The sequence below is a fragment of the Exiguobacterium sp. SH1S21 genome (genome assembly GCF_004337175.1).
GTDB lineage: Bacteria > Bacillota > Bacilli > Exiguobacteriales > Exiguobacteriaceae > Exiguobacterium > Exiguobacterium aurantiacum_A.
Map to the genome: position 1 here is coordinate 1 of NZ_SJUY01000010.1, position 14,698 is coordinate 14,698.

At 51.9% G+C, this 14,698-nt stretch carries 19 protein-coding genes; 2 read left to right on the forward strand and 17 right to left on the reverse strand.

Going from position 1 to position 14,698, the window contains the following annotated elements; genetic code table 11:
- Nucleotides 1-81, forward strand: an 81-nt coding sequence (locus EVJ24_RS15605; protein ID WP_131440828.1) for an IS3 family transposase, incomplete at its 5' end; no start/stop codon positions are given.
- 67 nt (nt 82-148) lie between these two features.
- Here the strand turns inward: EVJ24_RS15605 and EVJ24_RS12735 are convergent.
- From EVJ24_RS12735 to EVJ24_RS12785, 11 genes are all read right to left on the reverse strand, one after another.
- Nucleotides 149-874 (reverse strand): class I SAM-dependent DNA methyltransferase, encoded by a 726-nt coding sequence (locus EVJ24_RS12735; RefSeq protein ID WP_071399268.1) that lies wholly within the window; start codon nt 872-874, stop codon nt 149-151.
- Nucleotides 874-1,221 carry a ribosome silencing factor gene (gene rsfS / locus EVJ24_RS12740; protein ID WP_070327814.1) on the reverse strand — a complete coding sequence of 116 codons (348 nt, stop codon included), beginning with the start codon at nt 1,219-1,221 and terminating at the stop codon, nt 874-876. The genes EVJ24_RS12735 and rsfS overlap by 1 nt, the downstream gene beginning before the upstream one ends.
- Nucleotides 1,222-1,231: 10 nt before the next feature.
- A complete protein-coding gene (yqeK, locus tag EVJ24_RS12745) occupies nt 1,232-1,789 on the reverse strand; it encodes a bis(5'-nucleosyl)-tetraphosphatase (symmetrical) YqeK (protein ID WP_070327815.1) in 558 nt (185 codons plus the stop codon).
- Nucleotides 1,779-2,348: a nicotinate-nucleotide adenylyltransferase gene (locus EVJ24_RS12750; protein WP_131441562.1), complete on the reverse strand. Its 570-nt coding sequence runs from the start codon at nt 2,346-2,348 to the stop codon at nt 1,779-1,781. Before EVJ24_RS12750 ends, yqeK begins: the two co-directional genes overlap by 11 nt.
- A complete protein-coding gene (gene yhbY, locus EVJ24_RS12755) occupies nt 2,345-2,641 on the reverse strand; it encodes a ribosome assembly RNA-binding protein YhbY (RefSeq protein WP_016508126.1) in 297 nt (98 codons plus the stop codon). Before yhbY ends, EVJ24_RS12750 begins: the two co-directional genes overlap by 4 nt.
- A gap of 5 nt (nt 2,642-2,646) precedes the next feature.
- On the reverse strand, nt 2,647-3,432 hold the full coding sequence (gene aroE / locus EVJ24_RS12760) for a shikimate dehydrogenase (RefSeq protein WP_131441563.1): 786 nt from the start codon (nt 3,430-3,432) through the stop codon (nt 2,647-2,649).
- Nucleotides 3,429-4,541 carry a ribosome biogenesis GTPase YqeH gene (gene yqeH, locus EVJ24_RS12765; RefSeq protein ID WP_016508207.1) on the reverse strand — a complete coding sequence of 371 codons (1,113 nt, stop codon included), beginning with the start codon at nt 4,539-4,541 and terminating at the stop codon, nt 3,429-3,431. The genes aroE and yqeH overlap by 4 nt, the downstream gene beginning before the upstream one ends.
- Nucleotides 4,542-4,674: 133 nt before the next feature.
- Entirely contained in the window at nt 4,675-5,301 is a 627-nt protein-coding gene (locus EVJ24_RS12770) for a YqeG family HAD IIIA-type phosphatase (protein WP_070327818.1), read from the reverse strand.
- A 139-nt stretch (nt 5,302-5,440) separates the two neighbouring features.
- Nucleotides 5,441-6,226: a phosphatidylserine decarboxylase gene (locus EVJ24_RS12775; RefSeq protein WP_131441564.1), complete on the reverse strand. Its 786-nt coding sequence runs from the start codon at nt 6,224-6,226 to the stop codon at nt 5,441-5,443.
- A complete protein-coding gene (locus EVJ24_RS12780) occupies nt 6,223-6,642 on the reverse strand; it encodes a thioredoxin family protein (RefSeq protein WP_131441565.1) in 420 nt (139 codons plus the stop codon). Before EVJ24_RS12780 ends, EVJ24_RS12775 begins: the two co-directional genes overlap by 4 nt.
- Before the next feature lie 68 nt (nt 6,643-6,710).
- A complete protein-coding gene (locus EVJ24_RS12785; RefSeq protein WP_131441566.1) occupies nt 6,711-6,905 on the reverse strand; it encodes a YjzD family protein in 195 nt (64 codons plus the stop codon).
- Nucleotides 6,906-7,069: 164 nt separating this feature from the next.
- On the opposite strand from EVJ24_RS12785, the gene EVJ24_RS12790 reads away from it, so the two are divergent.
- Nucleotides 7,070-7,882 (forward strand): Cof-type HAD-IIB family hydrolase, encoded by an 813-nt coding sequence (locus tag EVJ24_RS12790; RefSeq protein ID WP_070327821.1) that lies wholly within the window; start codon nt 7,070-7,072, stop codon nt 7,880-7,882.
- Between the two features lie 56 nt (nt 7,883-7,938).
- Here EVJ24_RS12790 and EVJ24_RS12795 read toward each other — a convergent pair whose 3' ends face one another.
- The 6 genes from EVJ24_RS12795 to EVJ24_RS12820 all read right to left on the reverse strand — a co-directional run bounded on the left by EVJ24_RS12795 (nt 7,939) and on the right by EVJ24_RS12820 (nt 14,484).
- Nucleotides 7,939-8,610 carry a 5'-methylthioadenosine/S-adenosylhomocysteine nucleosidase family protein gene (locus EVJ24_RS12795; RefSeq protein WP_131441618.1) on the reverse strand — a complete coding sequence of 224 codons (672 nt, stop codon included), beginning with the start codon at nt 8,608-8,610 and terminating at the stop codon, nt 7,939-7,941.
- A 74-nt stretch (nt 8,611-8,684) separates the two neighbouring features.
- On the reverse strand, nt 8,685-9,533 hold the full coding sequence (locus EVJ24_RS12800; protein ID WP_131441567.1) for a YitT family protein: 849 nt from the start codon (nt 9,531-9,533) through the stop codon (nt 8,685-8,687).
- A 145-nt stretch (nt 9,534-9,678) separates the two neighbouring features.
- Nucleotides 9,679-11,976 carry a glycoside hydrolase family 65 protein gene (locus EVJ24_RS12805; RefSeq protein ID WP_131441568.1) on the reverse strand — a complete coding sequence of 766 codons (2,298 nt, stop codon included), beginning with the start codon at nt 11,974-11,976 and terminating at the stop codon, nt 9,679-9,681.
- 224 nt (nt 11,977-12,200) lie between these two features.
- Nucleotides 12,201-12,608: a general stress protein gene (locus EVJ24_RS12810; protein WP_236636137.1), complete on the reverse strand. Its 408-nt coding sequence runs from the start codon at nt 12,606-12,608 to the stop codon at nt 12,201-12,203.
- Nucleotides 12,608-13,417, reverse strand: a complete 810-nt coding sequence (locus EVJ24_RS12815) for a YsnF/AvaK domain-containing protein (protein WP_161568078.1) — start codon at nt 13,415-13,417, stop codon at nt 12,608-12,610. Before EVJ24_RS12815 ends, EVJ24_RS12810 begins: the two co-directional genes overlap by 1 nt.
- 89 nt (nt 13,418-13,506) lie before the next feature.
- Entirely contained in the window at nt 13,507-14,484 is a 978-nt protein-coding gene (locus tag EVJ24_RS12820; RefSeq protein WP_131441571.1) for a YsnF/AvaK domain-containing protein, read from the reverse strand.
- Between the last annotated feature and the right edge of the window lie 214 nt (nt 14,485-14,698).

The window sequence follows — 14,698 nt, forward strand, 5'->3', positions numbered from 1 at the left end:
ATATCGTTCTACAACCATGATCGTCTCCAGAAACGACTAAACGGCTTGAGCCCTGTCGAATACAGGGCTCAAGCCGCCTAGGCTGGTTTTCATTATTTACCCTGTCTACTTGACGGGGAGCAGTTCACTTCTCGCGATGGGGTCTCGTTTATTTCTGGGCGACGAAGAAAATTCGTTCGGCGTTTTGGCCCGGAGCTTGATCCGTGAAGTCGGCCGTGACCGATTTCACGTGGAAGCCGGCACCGATGAGCCATTGCATATACTGCCCTGGCTCATACGTCCGCTGTTCGTGCGTCTCTTCGACGCGTTCGTACGCGCCATCCTCGAGCGCGACGAAAAACGTCAAATCGTGGATGACCGAGAGCGGCTTCTCGCCCGGGTCAGCGAACCAGATGTAAGAACAGTCTTCCCCGTTCGACGCGTACGTCTTCTGGTTGAAAAGCGTCTCCATCTTGTTCGGTGAATGGACGTCAAAGATGAACGTCCCGCCCGGCTTCAGTTGCTCATATACCGCCTCGAACGTGTCGACGACGTCTGCCTCGTCTGCAAGGTAGCAGAGCGAGTCACAAAGGATCGTCACGGCATCGACCGGAGCCGGCAGTTCGAGCTCGCGCATGTCTTGCTGCCAGAGCGGCAGCGTGACGCCCGCTTCGAGCGCTTTCTCTTGGGCGACTTCGAGCATTGACTCGGATAAGTCGAGACCGATCGTGTCGTAATGCTCGGCCAGCCGGATCGTCGCTGAGCCCGTCCCGCATCCGACGTCGGCAAGCGATGCACCGTCCGCGACGTGGCGCCGCACGAACGCGACCCAATCCGCGTACGGGGCATCTTTCATCAACTCATCGTATACGTAGGCGAACCCTTCGTACGTCATTAGCCGACTTCCACGTCGACGTGCGGCGCGTCAGCCCATAATTTTTCGAGGTTGTAGTAGTCACGGTCGTCACGGTGGAAGATGTGGACGACGACGTTTTCAAGGTCAGCGAGCACCCAACGTGCCGAGTCCATGCCTTCGAATTTTTTAAGCGGCAAATCGTTCTCGCCCGCCACGTCTTTGATTTCACGTGCGATCGCTTCGACTTGCTTCTCTGAGTTACCGTGGCAGATGACGAAATAATCGGCGATCGGTGAGATACCTTCCATGTCGAGGACGACGATGTCTTCCCCACGTTTATCGTCAACAGCTTTTACAATCAATTCAAGTTCTTCTTTTACAGTCATATAGACCCTCCTAAGGTGTGTTCAAATAATAGTTATATGTCGTAATCGTCTGCGGGAAAATCCGCACCGACTTCTTCAATAAATAGTTAATCGTATGGCGCAGTGTCGCGACGACGGCCGCTTCAAGTGAAACGTCTGCCAAATCGCGCAACACGTCGACACCGGGATACCGACGATTCGGTTCAATCGCATCCGCGACAAATAAAATTTGATCGAGGCGCGACATGCCTGGTTCGCCGGTCGTATGGTTTTTGATGGCCGATATGACTTCAGCGTCGAGGTCGTAGGCGCGGTCTAACAAGACCGCTCCGACCGGCGCATGAAGCAGTTCGTCATCAAACTCGAGCAACAACGGGTCGAGATGCTCGTCTAAGACGATTTGACGCATCTCGTCACGGTCATGGTACTTCGCATAATCGTGCAACATTGCCGCGAGCCGGGCCTGGTCTACGTCTTCTCCATACGTTCGGGCGAGACGTTCTGCCGTCTCGACAACACCAAGGGTATGGATGTACCGTTTCTCAGGCAACGTTCGTTCAATCAATGCCTGTGCCTGTTCATACGTCATACAAATCGTGCTCCTTGATATAAGTTTCGACTTCACACGGGACGAGATACGTGATTGACTTGTTCCGCTTCGCCCGTTCCCGAATGTCGGTCGACGAGATCTCAAGCTGCGGCATGTCAATCGTACGGACGTCAGCTCGGCTCGGGATCCGGTAGCGACTTCCGGGCCGTGCGACCGCACCGAACGTCACGAGCGTAGTCAGCGTCTCATAATCGTGCCACTTCTCGAGCGCGTCGAGTGAATCGGCTCCAATCAAGAAGAAGAACGTGTCATCCGGATACTTCTCCCGCAACCGTTTCATCGTCTCGACCGTGTAGGACGGTTCAGCTCGTTCGAACTCGATCAAGTTAAGCCTAAAATTCGGGTGACCGGAGATGGCCCGCCGCGTCATCTCGATCCGGTCGTCCGCCCGGCTGAACCCGGCCTTATGGGGCGGGATCGCTGCCGGTAAGAACCAGACCTCGTCGAGCTCGAGTTGTTCTCTCGCCTGCTCGGCGATCAACAGATGACCGAGATGAGGCGGGTCGAACGTGCCCCCCATCAGCCCGATGCGACTCATGGAAGCTTGATTTGGCGATTCTCTTTCTCTTTCGCCTGTTTGTACAAGACGATGACTTTTCCAATGACTTGAACGACTTCTGCCTTCGTTCCTTCAGCCAACTCTCCAGCCACGTCTTTCGGCGTGTCGAGACAGTTTTGAAGAACTTGGACTTTTAACAGTTCACGCTTTTCGAGCGCATCGCCGATGTCTTTGCACATCGCTTCACTGACGCCGTTTTTTCCGACTTGGTAGATGGCCGAGAGGTTGTGTGCCTCGGCGCGTAAAAATCGCTTCTGTTTACCTGATAACATTATTTTTATTCCTCCAATAAGCTTTCAATTAACTTCATTCCGACAATTTGATCCGGTTTCACACCTGTCCAGCGTTCGAACGCCAACGCTCCCTGCCCGACGAACATGGCAGTCCCGTTCACGGTTTTACCGCCTCGGATTGTGGCGTCGCTTAAAAACGGTGTGACGAGTGGACGATATATGATATCACAAATGACGGTGTTTTGTCGTAATCCATTTAACGGAAGCGGGGATTGTACCCCATCCATGCCGACCGATGTCGTTTGGATGATGACGTCGTAGCAGGCGACGTCGACATCACCGAGCGGTTGTGACTCGATGCCGAACGTCTTCGCGAGACGCTCGGCCCGGTCGATCGTCCGGTTCGTGACCGTGACGTTTCGGGTCGGCAACGCGCTGATGATCCCGCGGGCCGCTCCACCCGCCCCGATGACGAGCACACGACCAGACCAGTCAGTGTACGGGTCGAGTGCGGTCACAAGACCGACGCCGTCCGTGTTCGCCCCGATCAAACGGCCGTCCCGCTTATAGACGGTGTTGACGGCACCGGCCGACTTGGCTGAGTCCTCCAAGTCGTCTAACAACGGGATGACCGCTTCCTTGTACGGGATCGTGACGTTGAACCCGTCATAGTCCCCATCCCGCATCGCCTGAAACAACGGGGCGAGCTCGTCCGCTGTAACGTCGAGCGCGTCATACCGCCCGAAAAGCCCAGACGCTCTCAGCCACTGCTCGTGCAGGGAGGGAGAGAGCGAATGAGCGATTGGGTGACCGATGACGGCCAGTCTCATACGAGCGCCTCGCGTAATGTGACGACGACTCCTTTTGGTGCCCAAGCGGCAATCCGTCCACCTTTTCCGTGGATGGCGACCCAACCGAGTCCGCTAAAGACGATATCCGTCTTGACGCCGTCACGGAGACTAAATTCATGACGCACGAGCGGCGGCAACAATTGCAACGTCTTCTCGTTCGGCGGGTTAAGCATTTTGCCGATATGGTTTTCATAAAGCTCATCTGCTTTGTCGAGCTTCGTCCGGTGTGTCTTCAACTCGTTCGACATGTAGACGACGAATGAACGCTTATTGCCTTCCAGGTAATCGAGACGAGCCAGACCACCAAAGAAGAGTGTTTGCTGCGGGTTCAATTGGAACACGTGCGGCTTGATCTCTTTTTTAGGTGTGATCGTCTTCAAATCGCGCGCGTCGACGTAATGCGCCATTTGATGGCGGTTGATGATCCCTGGCGTATCGTACAGGTTCGCATCATCGTCGAGCGGGACGTCGATCAAGTCGAGCGTCGTTCCCGGGAAATGACTGACGGTGATGATCGCTTCATCTTCAGCACCGAAGCGCTTGATGATTTGGTTGATGAGTGTCGATTTCCCGACATTCGTACAACCGACGACGTAGACGTCTTTCCCTTTGCGATAGTACTCGATCTTCTCTGCTAGTTCGTCGATACCGTGACCTTTTTTAGCGCTGATCAAATGGACATCAACCGGCGTCAAACCAAGTTCTTTCGCCTCGGTCTTCATCCAGTTGGCCATTCGGTTCGGGTTGACCGACTTCGGCAGTAGATCGACTTTGTTCCCGACTAACAAGACATCGTTCGATCCGACCGAACGTTGAAGTCCCGGAAGCCAGCTTCCGTTGAAATCAAAAATATCGACGATTTTGATGACGAGCGCTTCTTTGGCGCTGATCCCGTTCAAGATGCGCAAGAAATCATCGTCCGTCAATTCGACGTCTTGAATTTGGTTGTAATGCTTCAATTTGAAGCAGCGTTGGCATATGACAATCTCGCGATCCAGTGCCGATTTTGGTGCATAACCGACTGCTGTCGGGTCTTCTGTTTGAATGAGAACGCCGCAACCGGCGCAATAACGTTTCGTTTCTTCCATATTCGTATGTGCTGTCCTTTAAGTTTCCTCTTCTTCATTCTTCGTAGCGCCTCGCCGCTACTCCTGAAGCGTTAATTCCGACGTCTTACGCGCCGTACAAGACAGCCTCCTTCTTCCTATGCGTTCGAGGCCCTTATTTATCTTTTTTATGTGAATCTTCTGAACGTGAGTGCATCGCCTCGCCGATTTTTTCAGCGACGGCCACTTTAGCCCGCTTCGCATCGACTGCGATTTCCTCCACTTTTTTCGTGATCAACACGTACTTCCCGCGACGCTTCATATGCGCGAACACGACTTTCTCAAGCATGCGATTGAACTTCGTGACGAGACCGTCCGTCTTGACGACAGGCTGCACGTGAACGACGTGAATACCTGCCATATTGGCTCCGAGCACGTCGGTGAAGATTTGATCGCCTAAGAAAATCGCTTCTTTGGTTGAATAGCCGTACTTGGCAAGTGCTTGCTTGAACCCAGACGGCAACGGTTTTTTCGCACGCGCCACATAATGAAGACCGAGCGGTTCCGTAAACGTGCGCACGCGGTTCTCGTTATTATTCGAGACGACGATGACATCGAGTCCATGTGATTTCACTTTCTCGAGCCATAGCAAAAGAAGCTCAGGTGCGTGCGGGACGTCCCAGGCCACGAGTGTATTATCAAGGTCCGTCAAAATGACGCGGACACCACGGTCTTTCAAGTCTTCAAGGTCGATGTCAAATACTGACGCGACGAACTGTTTCGGATAAAGTCGATTAAACACGTTTGTATTCCTCCAATTAGCTAAAGCGATTCAACAGCTTATACAAGTATTGATATCCCTTCTATGTTATACGAAAACCGGCCAAACGACTAGTGTCTCGTTTGACCGGCCAGAAAATTGTTGTCTATTCACTTACCAGTCACGCGTTCGATTGAATCGAACCGATGACTTCACCGAGCCGGACCGGACCGATTTTCGCCGGGTCGATGACGACACGATCTTTCTCAAAACAGAGGATGACGGTCGAGCCGAACGAGAAGTAACCGACCTCGGCCCCTTTATCGACGCGTTCGCCGTCATGGGTCCATTCGATTGTATTGACGTTCAAAGCGCCGACCATGATGTGCTCGTAACGTCCGGCCACACTCTCAAAGCGCGTGACACGACGATAGTTACGTGACAATGGGCGGACCGTTTCCGTCAAACCGAGTTCATTCACCGGCGCCGAACGGTCGCCGAGCTCGTAATGACTGAGCACTCGGCCTGCGAGCGGGACATGGACACGGTGGTAGTCACGCGGGCTCAAGTAGAGCACGCAAACCGTCCCGCCGGCATACCGTCTCGCCTCTGACTGTGAACCGAGCATCTCGGCGAGCGTATACGACTGCCCCTTCACTTCAAACCGACTCTCGTCTGTTATGGCGGACACGATTGACAATTGTCCGTCGCACGGTGATACGACCGTGTCCGTGTTTGCATCAATCGGGCGCGCCCCGTCTTTCAAGTGGCGCGTGAAAAAGGCGTGCAGACTCGGATAGGCGTCGATCGGCTCTGCCGCTTCAGCGATATCGATTTGATACGTTTTCGCGAACGACGGGATGAACGTGCGGCTCGCCTTCGACTCGGCGAACTGACGGAGCCGCTTGGAGATGAACGGTGTCGCATTCAATTCAAACAACGTCTGATACAAGCGGCTTTTGATCACTGTGCGGCCTCCTCGTTTTTAAAGAACGTTTCGTATTGTTGTTCCGAGACGGCCCCTTCGACACGACCCGTTTCTTGACCGTCTTTAAAACGAATCATCGTTGGTGTTCCGTTAATGCCATAAGTCGTCCAGACGTCATGATCGGCCAAGTTGATCGAGACGGCGTCATACTCCTCGATGAGTGGTTCGACATACGGTTTGACTTGCTCACAATATTCGCAACCTGTCTGCCAGAAGTAGACGACGACCTCTTCTTCTTCGTCAATTTTCTGTTCGAGCTCGTCCGCTGACACGGCGTTGACGCCGGTCTCTTCATTCGCATTATTCAAGAAGAATAAAAGCGCGATCCCGATCACGATGATGGCACCGATGATGGCGAACGTAATGAAGTTGGCGCGTTTGGCACTGTTTTTCATGGTCGATCCCTCCTAAATGTGTATAAAAAGAACTGACTCGGATATGAGCCAGTTTGGTTGTGGACGTCTTACTTTTCTTGGGCGACGTCGTTGATTCCCATGTCTTGGTTAAGCGTATCCAAGAACGCGATAAAGATTGTGATGACCACGCCAAAGGCTGTTGCGAGCACCGCATTGAACGTCACGCCATCGACAGCTGAAATGATAAAGACTGCTGTATTCGAAAGCAAGATCGCCCAGAACAATGTGACTAAGTAACGCATCGAAAGTCCCCTCCATCTCACAGATGATTCATAAAATTCCATACGGCAATAGTATATCATTGTTGCCGTACAATATGCGACCTCGATTGTATATTCTTTCCGTCGAAACGTGAAATATGGTACGGTCAGAGAAATAGTACACAATGTAGAAAAGAGGATGACTTATGTCACGTTATTTAATCGCAGTCGATTTAGACGGTACGTTGTTACGAGATGACAAGACGATCAGCGAACGGAACATCCGCGCTCTTCAAGCGGCTCGTGATGCCGGCCATGAAGTCATGATCGCAACAGGACGGCCCCATCGCCACTCGATCATGTATTATGAACAACTCGGCTTGACGACGCCTTTGATCAATTTCAACGGAGCGCTCGTCCATCACCCGAAAGATACGTCCTACGCGGTCACACACCGTCCGATCCCACTTAAAACAGCACACGACATCATCGAAGAAGTATCGGAGACGAAAGCACACAACATCGTCGTCGAAGTGACCGACCACGTCTATTTCCATAAAGATCCGCAAGAATTTTACGGTCCTTACGCCGAACGGGCACTCAGCGTCACGTCTGGTGACTTGCTCAAGCACTTGCAAGACGAGCCGACGTCGCTTTTGATCCACGCGACGAAAGAACACGTCGACAACGTCCGGGCCAGCTTGAACAAAGTGCACGCCGAAGCCGTCTTGAACCGTCAATGGCGCATGCCCGAGCACATGATCGAAGTAATGAGCCAAAATACATCGAAGGCGCTCGGCCTTCGCGAAGTATCGAAGCACTTGAACATCAGCCGTGAGAACATCATCGCTTTCGGCGATGAAGAGAACGACCTCGAAATGCTCGACTACGTTGGCACGGGCGTCGCGATGGGCAACGCCATCAGCCAGCTCAAAGTCGTCGCTAACGAAGTGACCGCTTCGAACATGGATGACGGCATCGCCATCTACCTCGAAGAAAAATTTGGCATCAAGTCATAACCAAGACACCGACTAATCCACAGTCGGTGTTTTTTGTGTTCGATCTCCACATATGATTAAATAAAACGCAATAAATATTCGTCAAAAATCTTGGCCATGACTTTCGGTGTGTTTGCTAAGTACACATTGATTTGTTCAGCATTCGAATCACCTGGATCATCATGTCCCTCATCTGTCGGAAAGTCAGAGATTCCTTTGATAATGATACATTCGACGTCATTTTTCTTGCAGATATATGCGATTGCACCCGCTTCCGTATCCGCGATGGTGATTTCATGCTCCTTAAGCTCTAAATAATCCTTCCACATCACAACTGCTCGATCGGCGGTGGCGATTGTCCCGGTCAAATAATCATTTCCGTAATTTGCTAGTGCAATCTCGACGACGAAAGATTGTTTAATCAAAGGTTCCACCTCTTTGACTGTACAATCATATTGAACGGCTCGATGAGGTACAAGGATATCCAAATTACTGAACGTATCATCGATTCCGGCACACGTTCCAGCAACGATCACTTTCGTTAGATTGAAGCGAGACATCATATACTGATTGCCGCCAACACCGTTTGCTTTCCTGACACCGGTACTGTAAAAGATGAGTTCAACGTCGTCAAACATCCTCGTGAAATAATCGCCATAAGGATAACTGGCGCGTTCGTGGTCTTTGACGTCAAAATAATTCAATGTCGCTTCGTATTCCCACTTCGTCGCAATACTGACTCCAATCATCATTGATTCACCCCATAACTAGTTTGTTGCTCTCCTATATAATAAACCCCGCTGAGTGTTCAGCGGGGGTTTGTTTAGCGTCGGAACGCCCCTTCAACGTCTTCAGTCGGAACGACGTTAATAAAGACGTGTGAATCGGCATCTTTGCAGATACGTGTGATCTCACGCACTTCGTGGCGTTGGGCGACCATCATAAGCGTCGCTTTCTCGACTTTCGAATACGTACCGATCGACGGCATGAGTGTGATGCCGCGGAACACGTGTTGGTGCAACTCTTGCGTCACTTCGTCCGGATGATTCGTGACGATGAAGAGCGTCTGCCGCTGTGTATTCGTGTAAATCTCATCGATGACTTTCGACGTCACGTACAAGAAGACGATCGTATACAGCGCCGTCGGCCATCCGAACAAAGCACCGGCCCCAAGCGCGATCATCATGTTCATGAGGAACAAGTAGACGCCGACCGAGTTGTTCGTGAACTTCGCTAGGATGAGGGCGACGATATCAAACCCTCCGGTCGAGGCACCGAACCGAATCGTGATGCCTGACCCGATGGCGAGCAAGACCCCGCCGAAGACGGCGTTCAACAGCGGGTCGTCCGAGAGGAGAGGCGTTTGCGGAAGTACGCGAATGAACAAGGTGACCGAGGCGACGCTGATCAACGTATGGATCATCATGTTCTTTCCGAGCATAAAATAACTGACGATCAAGAGCGGTATGTTCAAGATGAAGAACCAAATGCCTTCACCGAGCTCAAACGGCGTACCGGCAAATAAGGTCGTGAAAATTTGGGCCAAGCCCGTAAACCCAGTCGAGTAAACCCCCGCCGGGATTAAGAATAATGTCATGGATAATGCGACGAACACTCCCCCGATGATCGAAACGATCCCGATGCGCGCGTGTTCTTTAACGGATTCCGTCAAGTTCTGTCTCCCCTTTCAAAATTAGCTAAGCATCAAGATAACATACATTCAAAGCCATGCCTACAACAAAAATACTGCGATGTGCCCACCTGTATCACAAAAAAACAAGCCGGCCGAAGCCGACTTGTTGACCTGATACGTTTGGTTACGCTTTCACTGTCTCGATTGTCACTGAATCATTCGCTGGAACCGTTACCGCGTTTCCGTACACACGAATCGTAACGTCCGTTCCATTTGTCTGTTTGATCGTCACTTGTTCACGCGTCGATGTGACCGTCAAGTGATGGCCGCGCCAGAGCACGTTGAACGAGTAACCGTCCCAATCTTTCGGGATCATCGGGCTGAACGTGAGTTCGGTCTCGAGGGCGCGCATTCCTGCGAAGCCGTGGACGATTGCCATCCACGAACCGACCATCGATGTGATGTGAAGACCGTCTTCTGTATCGTTGTTGTAGTTATCAAGGTCGAGTCGGGCTGAGCGTTGGTACAGCTCGACCGCTTTGTCTTCATAACCGACTTCAGCTGCCACGATCGAGTAGACACAAGGCGACAAGCTCGACTCATGCACCGTGCGCGGCTCATAGAAGTCGAAGTTCGCACGTTTTTGCTCGAGCGTGAAGCGGTCGCTGAACGTGTACAGGCCTTGGAGCACGTCCGCCTGCTTGATAAAGTTCGAGCGGAGGATGCGGTCCCATGACCAATTTTGGTTAAGTGGCAAGTGTTTCGGATCGAGGTCTTTCACTAAGATCTGTTCTTTATCCATGAACCCGTCTTGCTGCATAAACACGTCCGGGACGAGGTCGTCTTTCGGATAGTACATCTTCGTTTGGATATCAGCCCACTTCGCGAGTTCCGCATCCGTCAAGTTGAGCGTTGCTGTCAACTCGTCGAGTCGTGCCGGTTCTGCTTCTTTCAAGTAGTTGTACACTTCTTGCGTGTACTCGAGCGTCCAAGCGGCGATCAAGTTCGTGTACCAGTTGTTGTTGACGTTGTTGTCGTATTCGTTCGGACCTGTGACGCCTAGGATCATGTACACGTCTTTGTGTGGTACAAAGTTGACGCGGCTAGCCCAGTAACGCGAGATCTCGACCAATACTTCAAGTCCGTATTGACCTAGGTACGACTTGTCGCCCGTGAAGTTCGTGTAGTTAAAGATCGCATGGGCGATCGCACCGTTCCGGTGAATCTCTTCATGGGTGATCTCCCACTCGTTGTGGCACTCTTCCCCGTTCATCGTCACCATCGGATACAAGGCGCCCTTCATCCCGACGTTTTTGACCGAGTTCTCTTTCGCTTGCGGCAATTGATTATGACGATATTTGAGCAAGTTCCACGACACTTCTGGCTTCGTCGTCGCTAAGTAGAAGTGGAGGCAATACGCTTCCGTGTCCCAATACGTGGCGCCACCGTACTTCTCGCCCGTGAACCCTTTCGGTCCGATGTTGAGACGTGAGTCTTCACCCGTATACGTTTGATACATGTTAAAGATGTTGAAACGGATGCCTTGTTGCGCTTCCGCGTCGCCGTCGATGCGGACGTCCGCGTTTTCCCAACGGGCGAGCCAAGCTTCCATCTGTTCCGCCAAGAGCGTCTCGAACCCTTTCTCGAACGCGGCTTCGACGCGCTGCATGCCGACTCCTTGCAAATTGTCAATTTCATGGTCACGGTTCGTGACGACCGAGACGTACTTGTACGCCGTTGCCGTCTCACCCGCTGCCGCTTTGACCGTGAAACGGTTAGCGACGTAGAGGTCGGTCGCATCGAGCACTTCACAGCGTGCACCTTCGACGTCAGCAATCATCGACGCCGTGACGTGCCAATCAAGTTTCTTCGTTTTTGTCGTGACGAAACCGAACCGTTCTTCGACGCCGTGTTCGACCGGCAACCAGAATTTCTCATCGTAGTTCGAGTCTTCGTTGACGACGTCCCCGTCTAGATAAGGAGTGAATTCGATTTTCGCTTCATAGTTCACCGGCGTGACGTTGTAGCGAATCGCCAAAATCTCTTTGTCGACGATCGAGAAGAAGCGGACGACTTCGACGTTCGTCTCCTCGGATCCGTTCACGAGCGTGAACGTCCGCGTGAGGACACCGCGCTGCATATCGAGTTCGCGTGTGAAGCCTTTGACTTCCCACTTCGCCAAGTCGACAGGCGTCCCGTTGATGGCGACACGCAGGCCGGCCACGTTCGTCGCGTTCAATACTTTGGCGAAGTATTCCGGATATCCGTTCTTCCACCAACCGACACGCGTTTTGTCGGGATAGTAGACGCCCGCCACGTAAAATCCTTGGTGCGTATCATTTGAATAATCTTCTTCAAAGTTCCCGCGCATCCCCATGTGCCCGTTACCGAGCGAGGTGATCGATTCTGCGAGACGGTTCTCGTTCGGGTGAAGCCCTTCTTCCGTTACTTTCCATTCGTCGACTGCAAACAATCGTTTCATCTGTCTGCCACTCCTTTTTCTCTACAAGGCTACTTGTCAGTAGACAACCAAATCGTGCAACCGCTTGTCTATGAAAGCGCTGTATTTTAATCTCACCTCTCATTTTACACGACTATACAGATAATGCAATCGTTTGCATAAAAGTTTTTCTTTCTTTTTTTCGTCACTTTTGGAACGAAAAAAAACCTACTCTGGCTCATTGATCCAGAGTAGGTACATCTGTATCACACGTCTGAATCGCGACCGAAGGCGGCGTTCGCTTCATGACCTTCAAAGGCCGGGTTGTCGCCATCATTGAATCCGGTATCGGGCTCATCGAGAATGAGGGCATACCCCCCGTCCATAATATCCCCGTACGCTTTGTTGACGTCGTCATCAGCCAAACCGAGATCGAGGAGCGCCCGTTTCACTTCCTGCTCTCCTTCGGCGACGCCCGCGAACTTCTGCATCCAAGAAGCGTTCGCTTCCTCGATTTTCGCGTCAGTGTTCCGTTTGACGAGCGACACGTTGTCCTTGTCTCTCGTGACGACGTAAAGGTCTTTCTCGTCGTACCCGTCTTGGCTCAGTTGATCAATCTTTGAGACGAGTGCCGCCTCGTCTTTGTACGTATCAACAAATCGTTTGTTACTCATCATTTATCATCCTTTCTAGATGTTGGATTGTCCTCGATCGTGATCTTGCCTTGTCCCACTTGCCTAATATCGATCTCTTCTTTACGGAGCGTCTCGGTGACCGTCTTCGTATCTTCATCCACTTGCTTGCGGACGATGATCTCTTCGACTACGACCGGACGCTTGACGATGAAGGCGCGTTCTTCGATGACTTGAATACGTAGCTGGTCCCCTTCGTCAATTGTCCGGATGCCGGGTTTGTCGAAGTCGTAGTCTTCAATCACATCTTCAGAACCAGCATGGCGCTCTACATGTAAGTGTTCCCTCCGAACAGGTACTTCAATCGTCTGTTCGGTCTCTGTTACATGCTTGTCGATGACGAGTTCCCCTGTCTGCACCGTTTCTTTTTCAACCGCGAGTCGCTCCTCGTGCAGTTCAAGCGTCTGTTCTTCGTGCTCCTTGGAAGAGGCGCGCGGCAATCGTTTAATGTCCGCCATCTCCTCGTTTTGATCCGCGTCGACATAAAGGAACAACCGCCCTCGCTCGACTTCACCCACGAATCGTTCCCGCTGCTCGCGCGTCAACCGCATACTGCCGAGCCAGCGCTCAATCGGCCGTTCGCTTGACGTGACGAGAGACGCCACCGTATCCGGCTCATCCGCGACGAGTACGTATAGTTTTGAATGGCGTCGGATGGCGTCAGCCGTCTCAGTTCGTTTGACGAAGACATACATGTCTTCTTCTTTATATCCTTCTTGCTTCAAATCGACCGTCCGCTTGAGCAACACCTCGGGCTGGTCAAATACTTCAGAGATGATGGCATGTTTCATAACATTCGTTCCTCCTGTAAGATGGATTGGCGAAAAAAAGGATGGTCCCTCAGAGAGAGCCATCCTTGTCGAGGTGCTTGGTCATCCAATTAGATCCGGTCGCGCTCATCACGGCGCGTATGGTCAGCGTCATGTTTCCGATGACTGTTTTCGCCTTCGATATGGGCTTCTTCTTTACGAAGCGTCTCGCGTACCGTCTCTGTATCTTTCACTTTGTCTGTGCCGACGACGATTTCTTCGGCCACGACGTCTTTCTTCGTGACGTCGACGCGCTCTTCTGTGACTGGCACACGAATCTCGTCGCGGTCTGTCGTCGCATCGAACGAATGTCCCGTCGTTTCACGGTCTCCGTCGACTTGACGTCGTTCGACGTACACTTCGTCACGCTCGACTTCGACGTCGACCCGTTCTTCGTGCTCAACGACTTCTTTTTCGACTCGGACTTCACCGGTCTGAACGCGTTCTTTATTGATTTGGAGACGCTCTTCGTGTAGTTGAAGTTTTTGCTCGTCCGTCAAATCGGTGCGGTTGCGAATGTCCTCGTCCATGTCATGGTGACGCGTCGAATCATGATTCGTTCCCGTCGCGTCAAGCCCAGTGCCGGCTGCCCCGACACCTGTTCCTGCCGCTGTTAGCGGGTCACGTGCCGTCATGTTTCCAGCCTCGTTCCCTTCAGAACCATAGCCGGCTGACGTGCGACCGCCTTCGAACGTGTCGTTGCGACCGTTGTCCAAGACGCCGTCGTCTGTATCTAATAATAGGACGAAGCCGCCGTTTTCGATATCTTGATGGTGGCGTGCCGTCTCTTCTTCTGAGAAGCCGAGTTTATCAAACGTATGGCGCACTTCATCGCCGCCGTCTGCGACTCCAAAGAAGCGATCGAGCCACGATGCTTTCGTTTCTTTTACTTCTGCGTCCGTTTCGCCACGAACCATCGAAAGGTTCGATTTATCTTTTACAACAACGTACAGGTCGTCCTCGCGGTGTCCCGCCGCGCGAAGTTCATCAATTTTCGAAACAAGCTCTGCTTCTTGATAGTAAGTCCCTACGTAACGTTTGTTATCCATGATTGTATCTCCCTTTCAAATTCTATATTTTTTGGTTATTGGCCGGGCTGCTCTATTGTGATTTGCTGTTCTGCCGGTAGTATAAGTGTTCCCTCGGACTTTGTTTTCAACCGCTTCTCGCACAACTGTAATCTGTTTGTAACGCCAGGACTTTTGTCGGATTGAACGTTCTTCCTTTATATGCATCGGAATCCGCACAAAAAAACCTTCCGCA

Coding starts and splice junctions, on each gene's coding strand:
- EVJ24_RS12735 (WP_071399268.1), bottom strand. CDS start 874: ATGACGTACGAAGGGTTCGCCTACGTATACGATGAGTTGATGAAAGAT.
- rsfS (WP_070327814.1), bottom strand. CDS start 1,221: ATGACTGTAAAAGAAGAACTTGAATTGATTGTAAAAGCTGTTGACGAT.
- yqeK (WP_070327815.1), bottom strand. CDS start 1,789: ATGACGTATGAACAGGCACAGGCATTGATTGAACGAACGTTGCCTGAG.
- EVJ24_RS12750 (WP_131441562.1), bottom strand. CDS start 2,348: ATGAGTCGCATCGGGCTGATGGGGGGCACGTTCGACCCGCCTCATCTC.
- yhbY (WP_016508126.1), bottom strand. CDS start 2,641: ATGTTATCAGGTAAACAGAAGCGATTTTTACGCGCCGAGGCACACAAC.
- aroE (WP_131441563.1), bottom strand. CDS start 3,432: ATGAGACTGGCCGTCATCGGTCACCCAATCGCTCATTCGCTCTCTCCC.
- yqeH (WP_016508207.1), bottom strand. CDS start 4,541: ATGGAAGAAACGAAACGTTATTGCGCCGGTTGCGGCGTTCTCATTCAA.
- EVJ24_RS12780 (WP_131441565.1), bottom strand. CDS start 6,642: ATGAAAAACAGTGCCAAACGCGCCAACTTCATTACGTTCGCCATCATC.
- EVJ24_RS12785 (WP_131441566.1), bottom strand. CDS start 6,905: ATGCGTTACTTAGTCACATTGTTCTGGGCGATCTTGCTTTCGAATACA.
- EVJ24_RS12790 (WP_070327821.1), top strand. CDS start 7,070: ATGTCACGTTATTTAATCGCAGTCGATTTAGACGGTACGTTGTTACGA.
- EVJ24_RS12795 (WP_131441618.1), bottom strand. CDS start 8,610: ATGATTGGAGTCAGTATTGCGACGAAGTGGGAATACGAAGCGACATTG.
- EVJ24_RS12805 (WP_131441568.1), bottom strand. CDS start 11,976: ATGAAACGATTGTTTGCAGTCGACGAATGGAAAGTAACGGAAGAAGGG.
- EVJ24_RS12810 (WP_236636137.1), bottom strand. CDS start 12,608: ATGAGTAACAAACGATTTGTTGATACGTACAAAGACGAGGCGGCACTC.
- EVJ24_RS12815 (WP_161568078.1), bottom strand. CDS start 13,417: ATGAAACATGCCATCATCTCTGAAGTATTTGACCAGCCCGAGGTGTTG.
- EVJ24_RS12820 (WP_131441571.1), bottom strand. CDS start 14,484: ATGGATAACAAACGTTACGTAGGGACTTACTATCAAGAAGCAGAGCTT.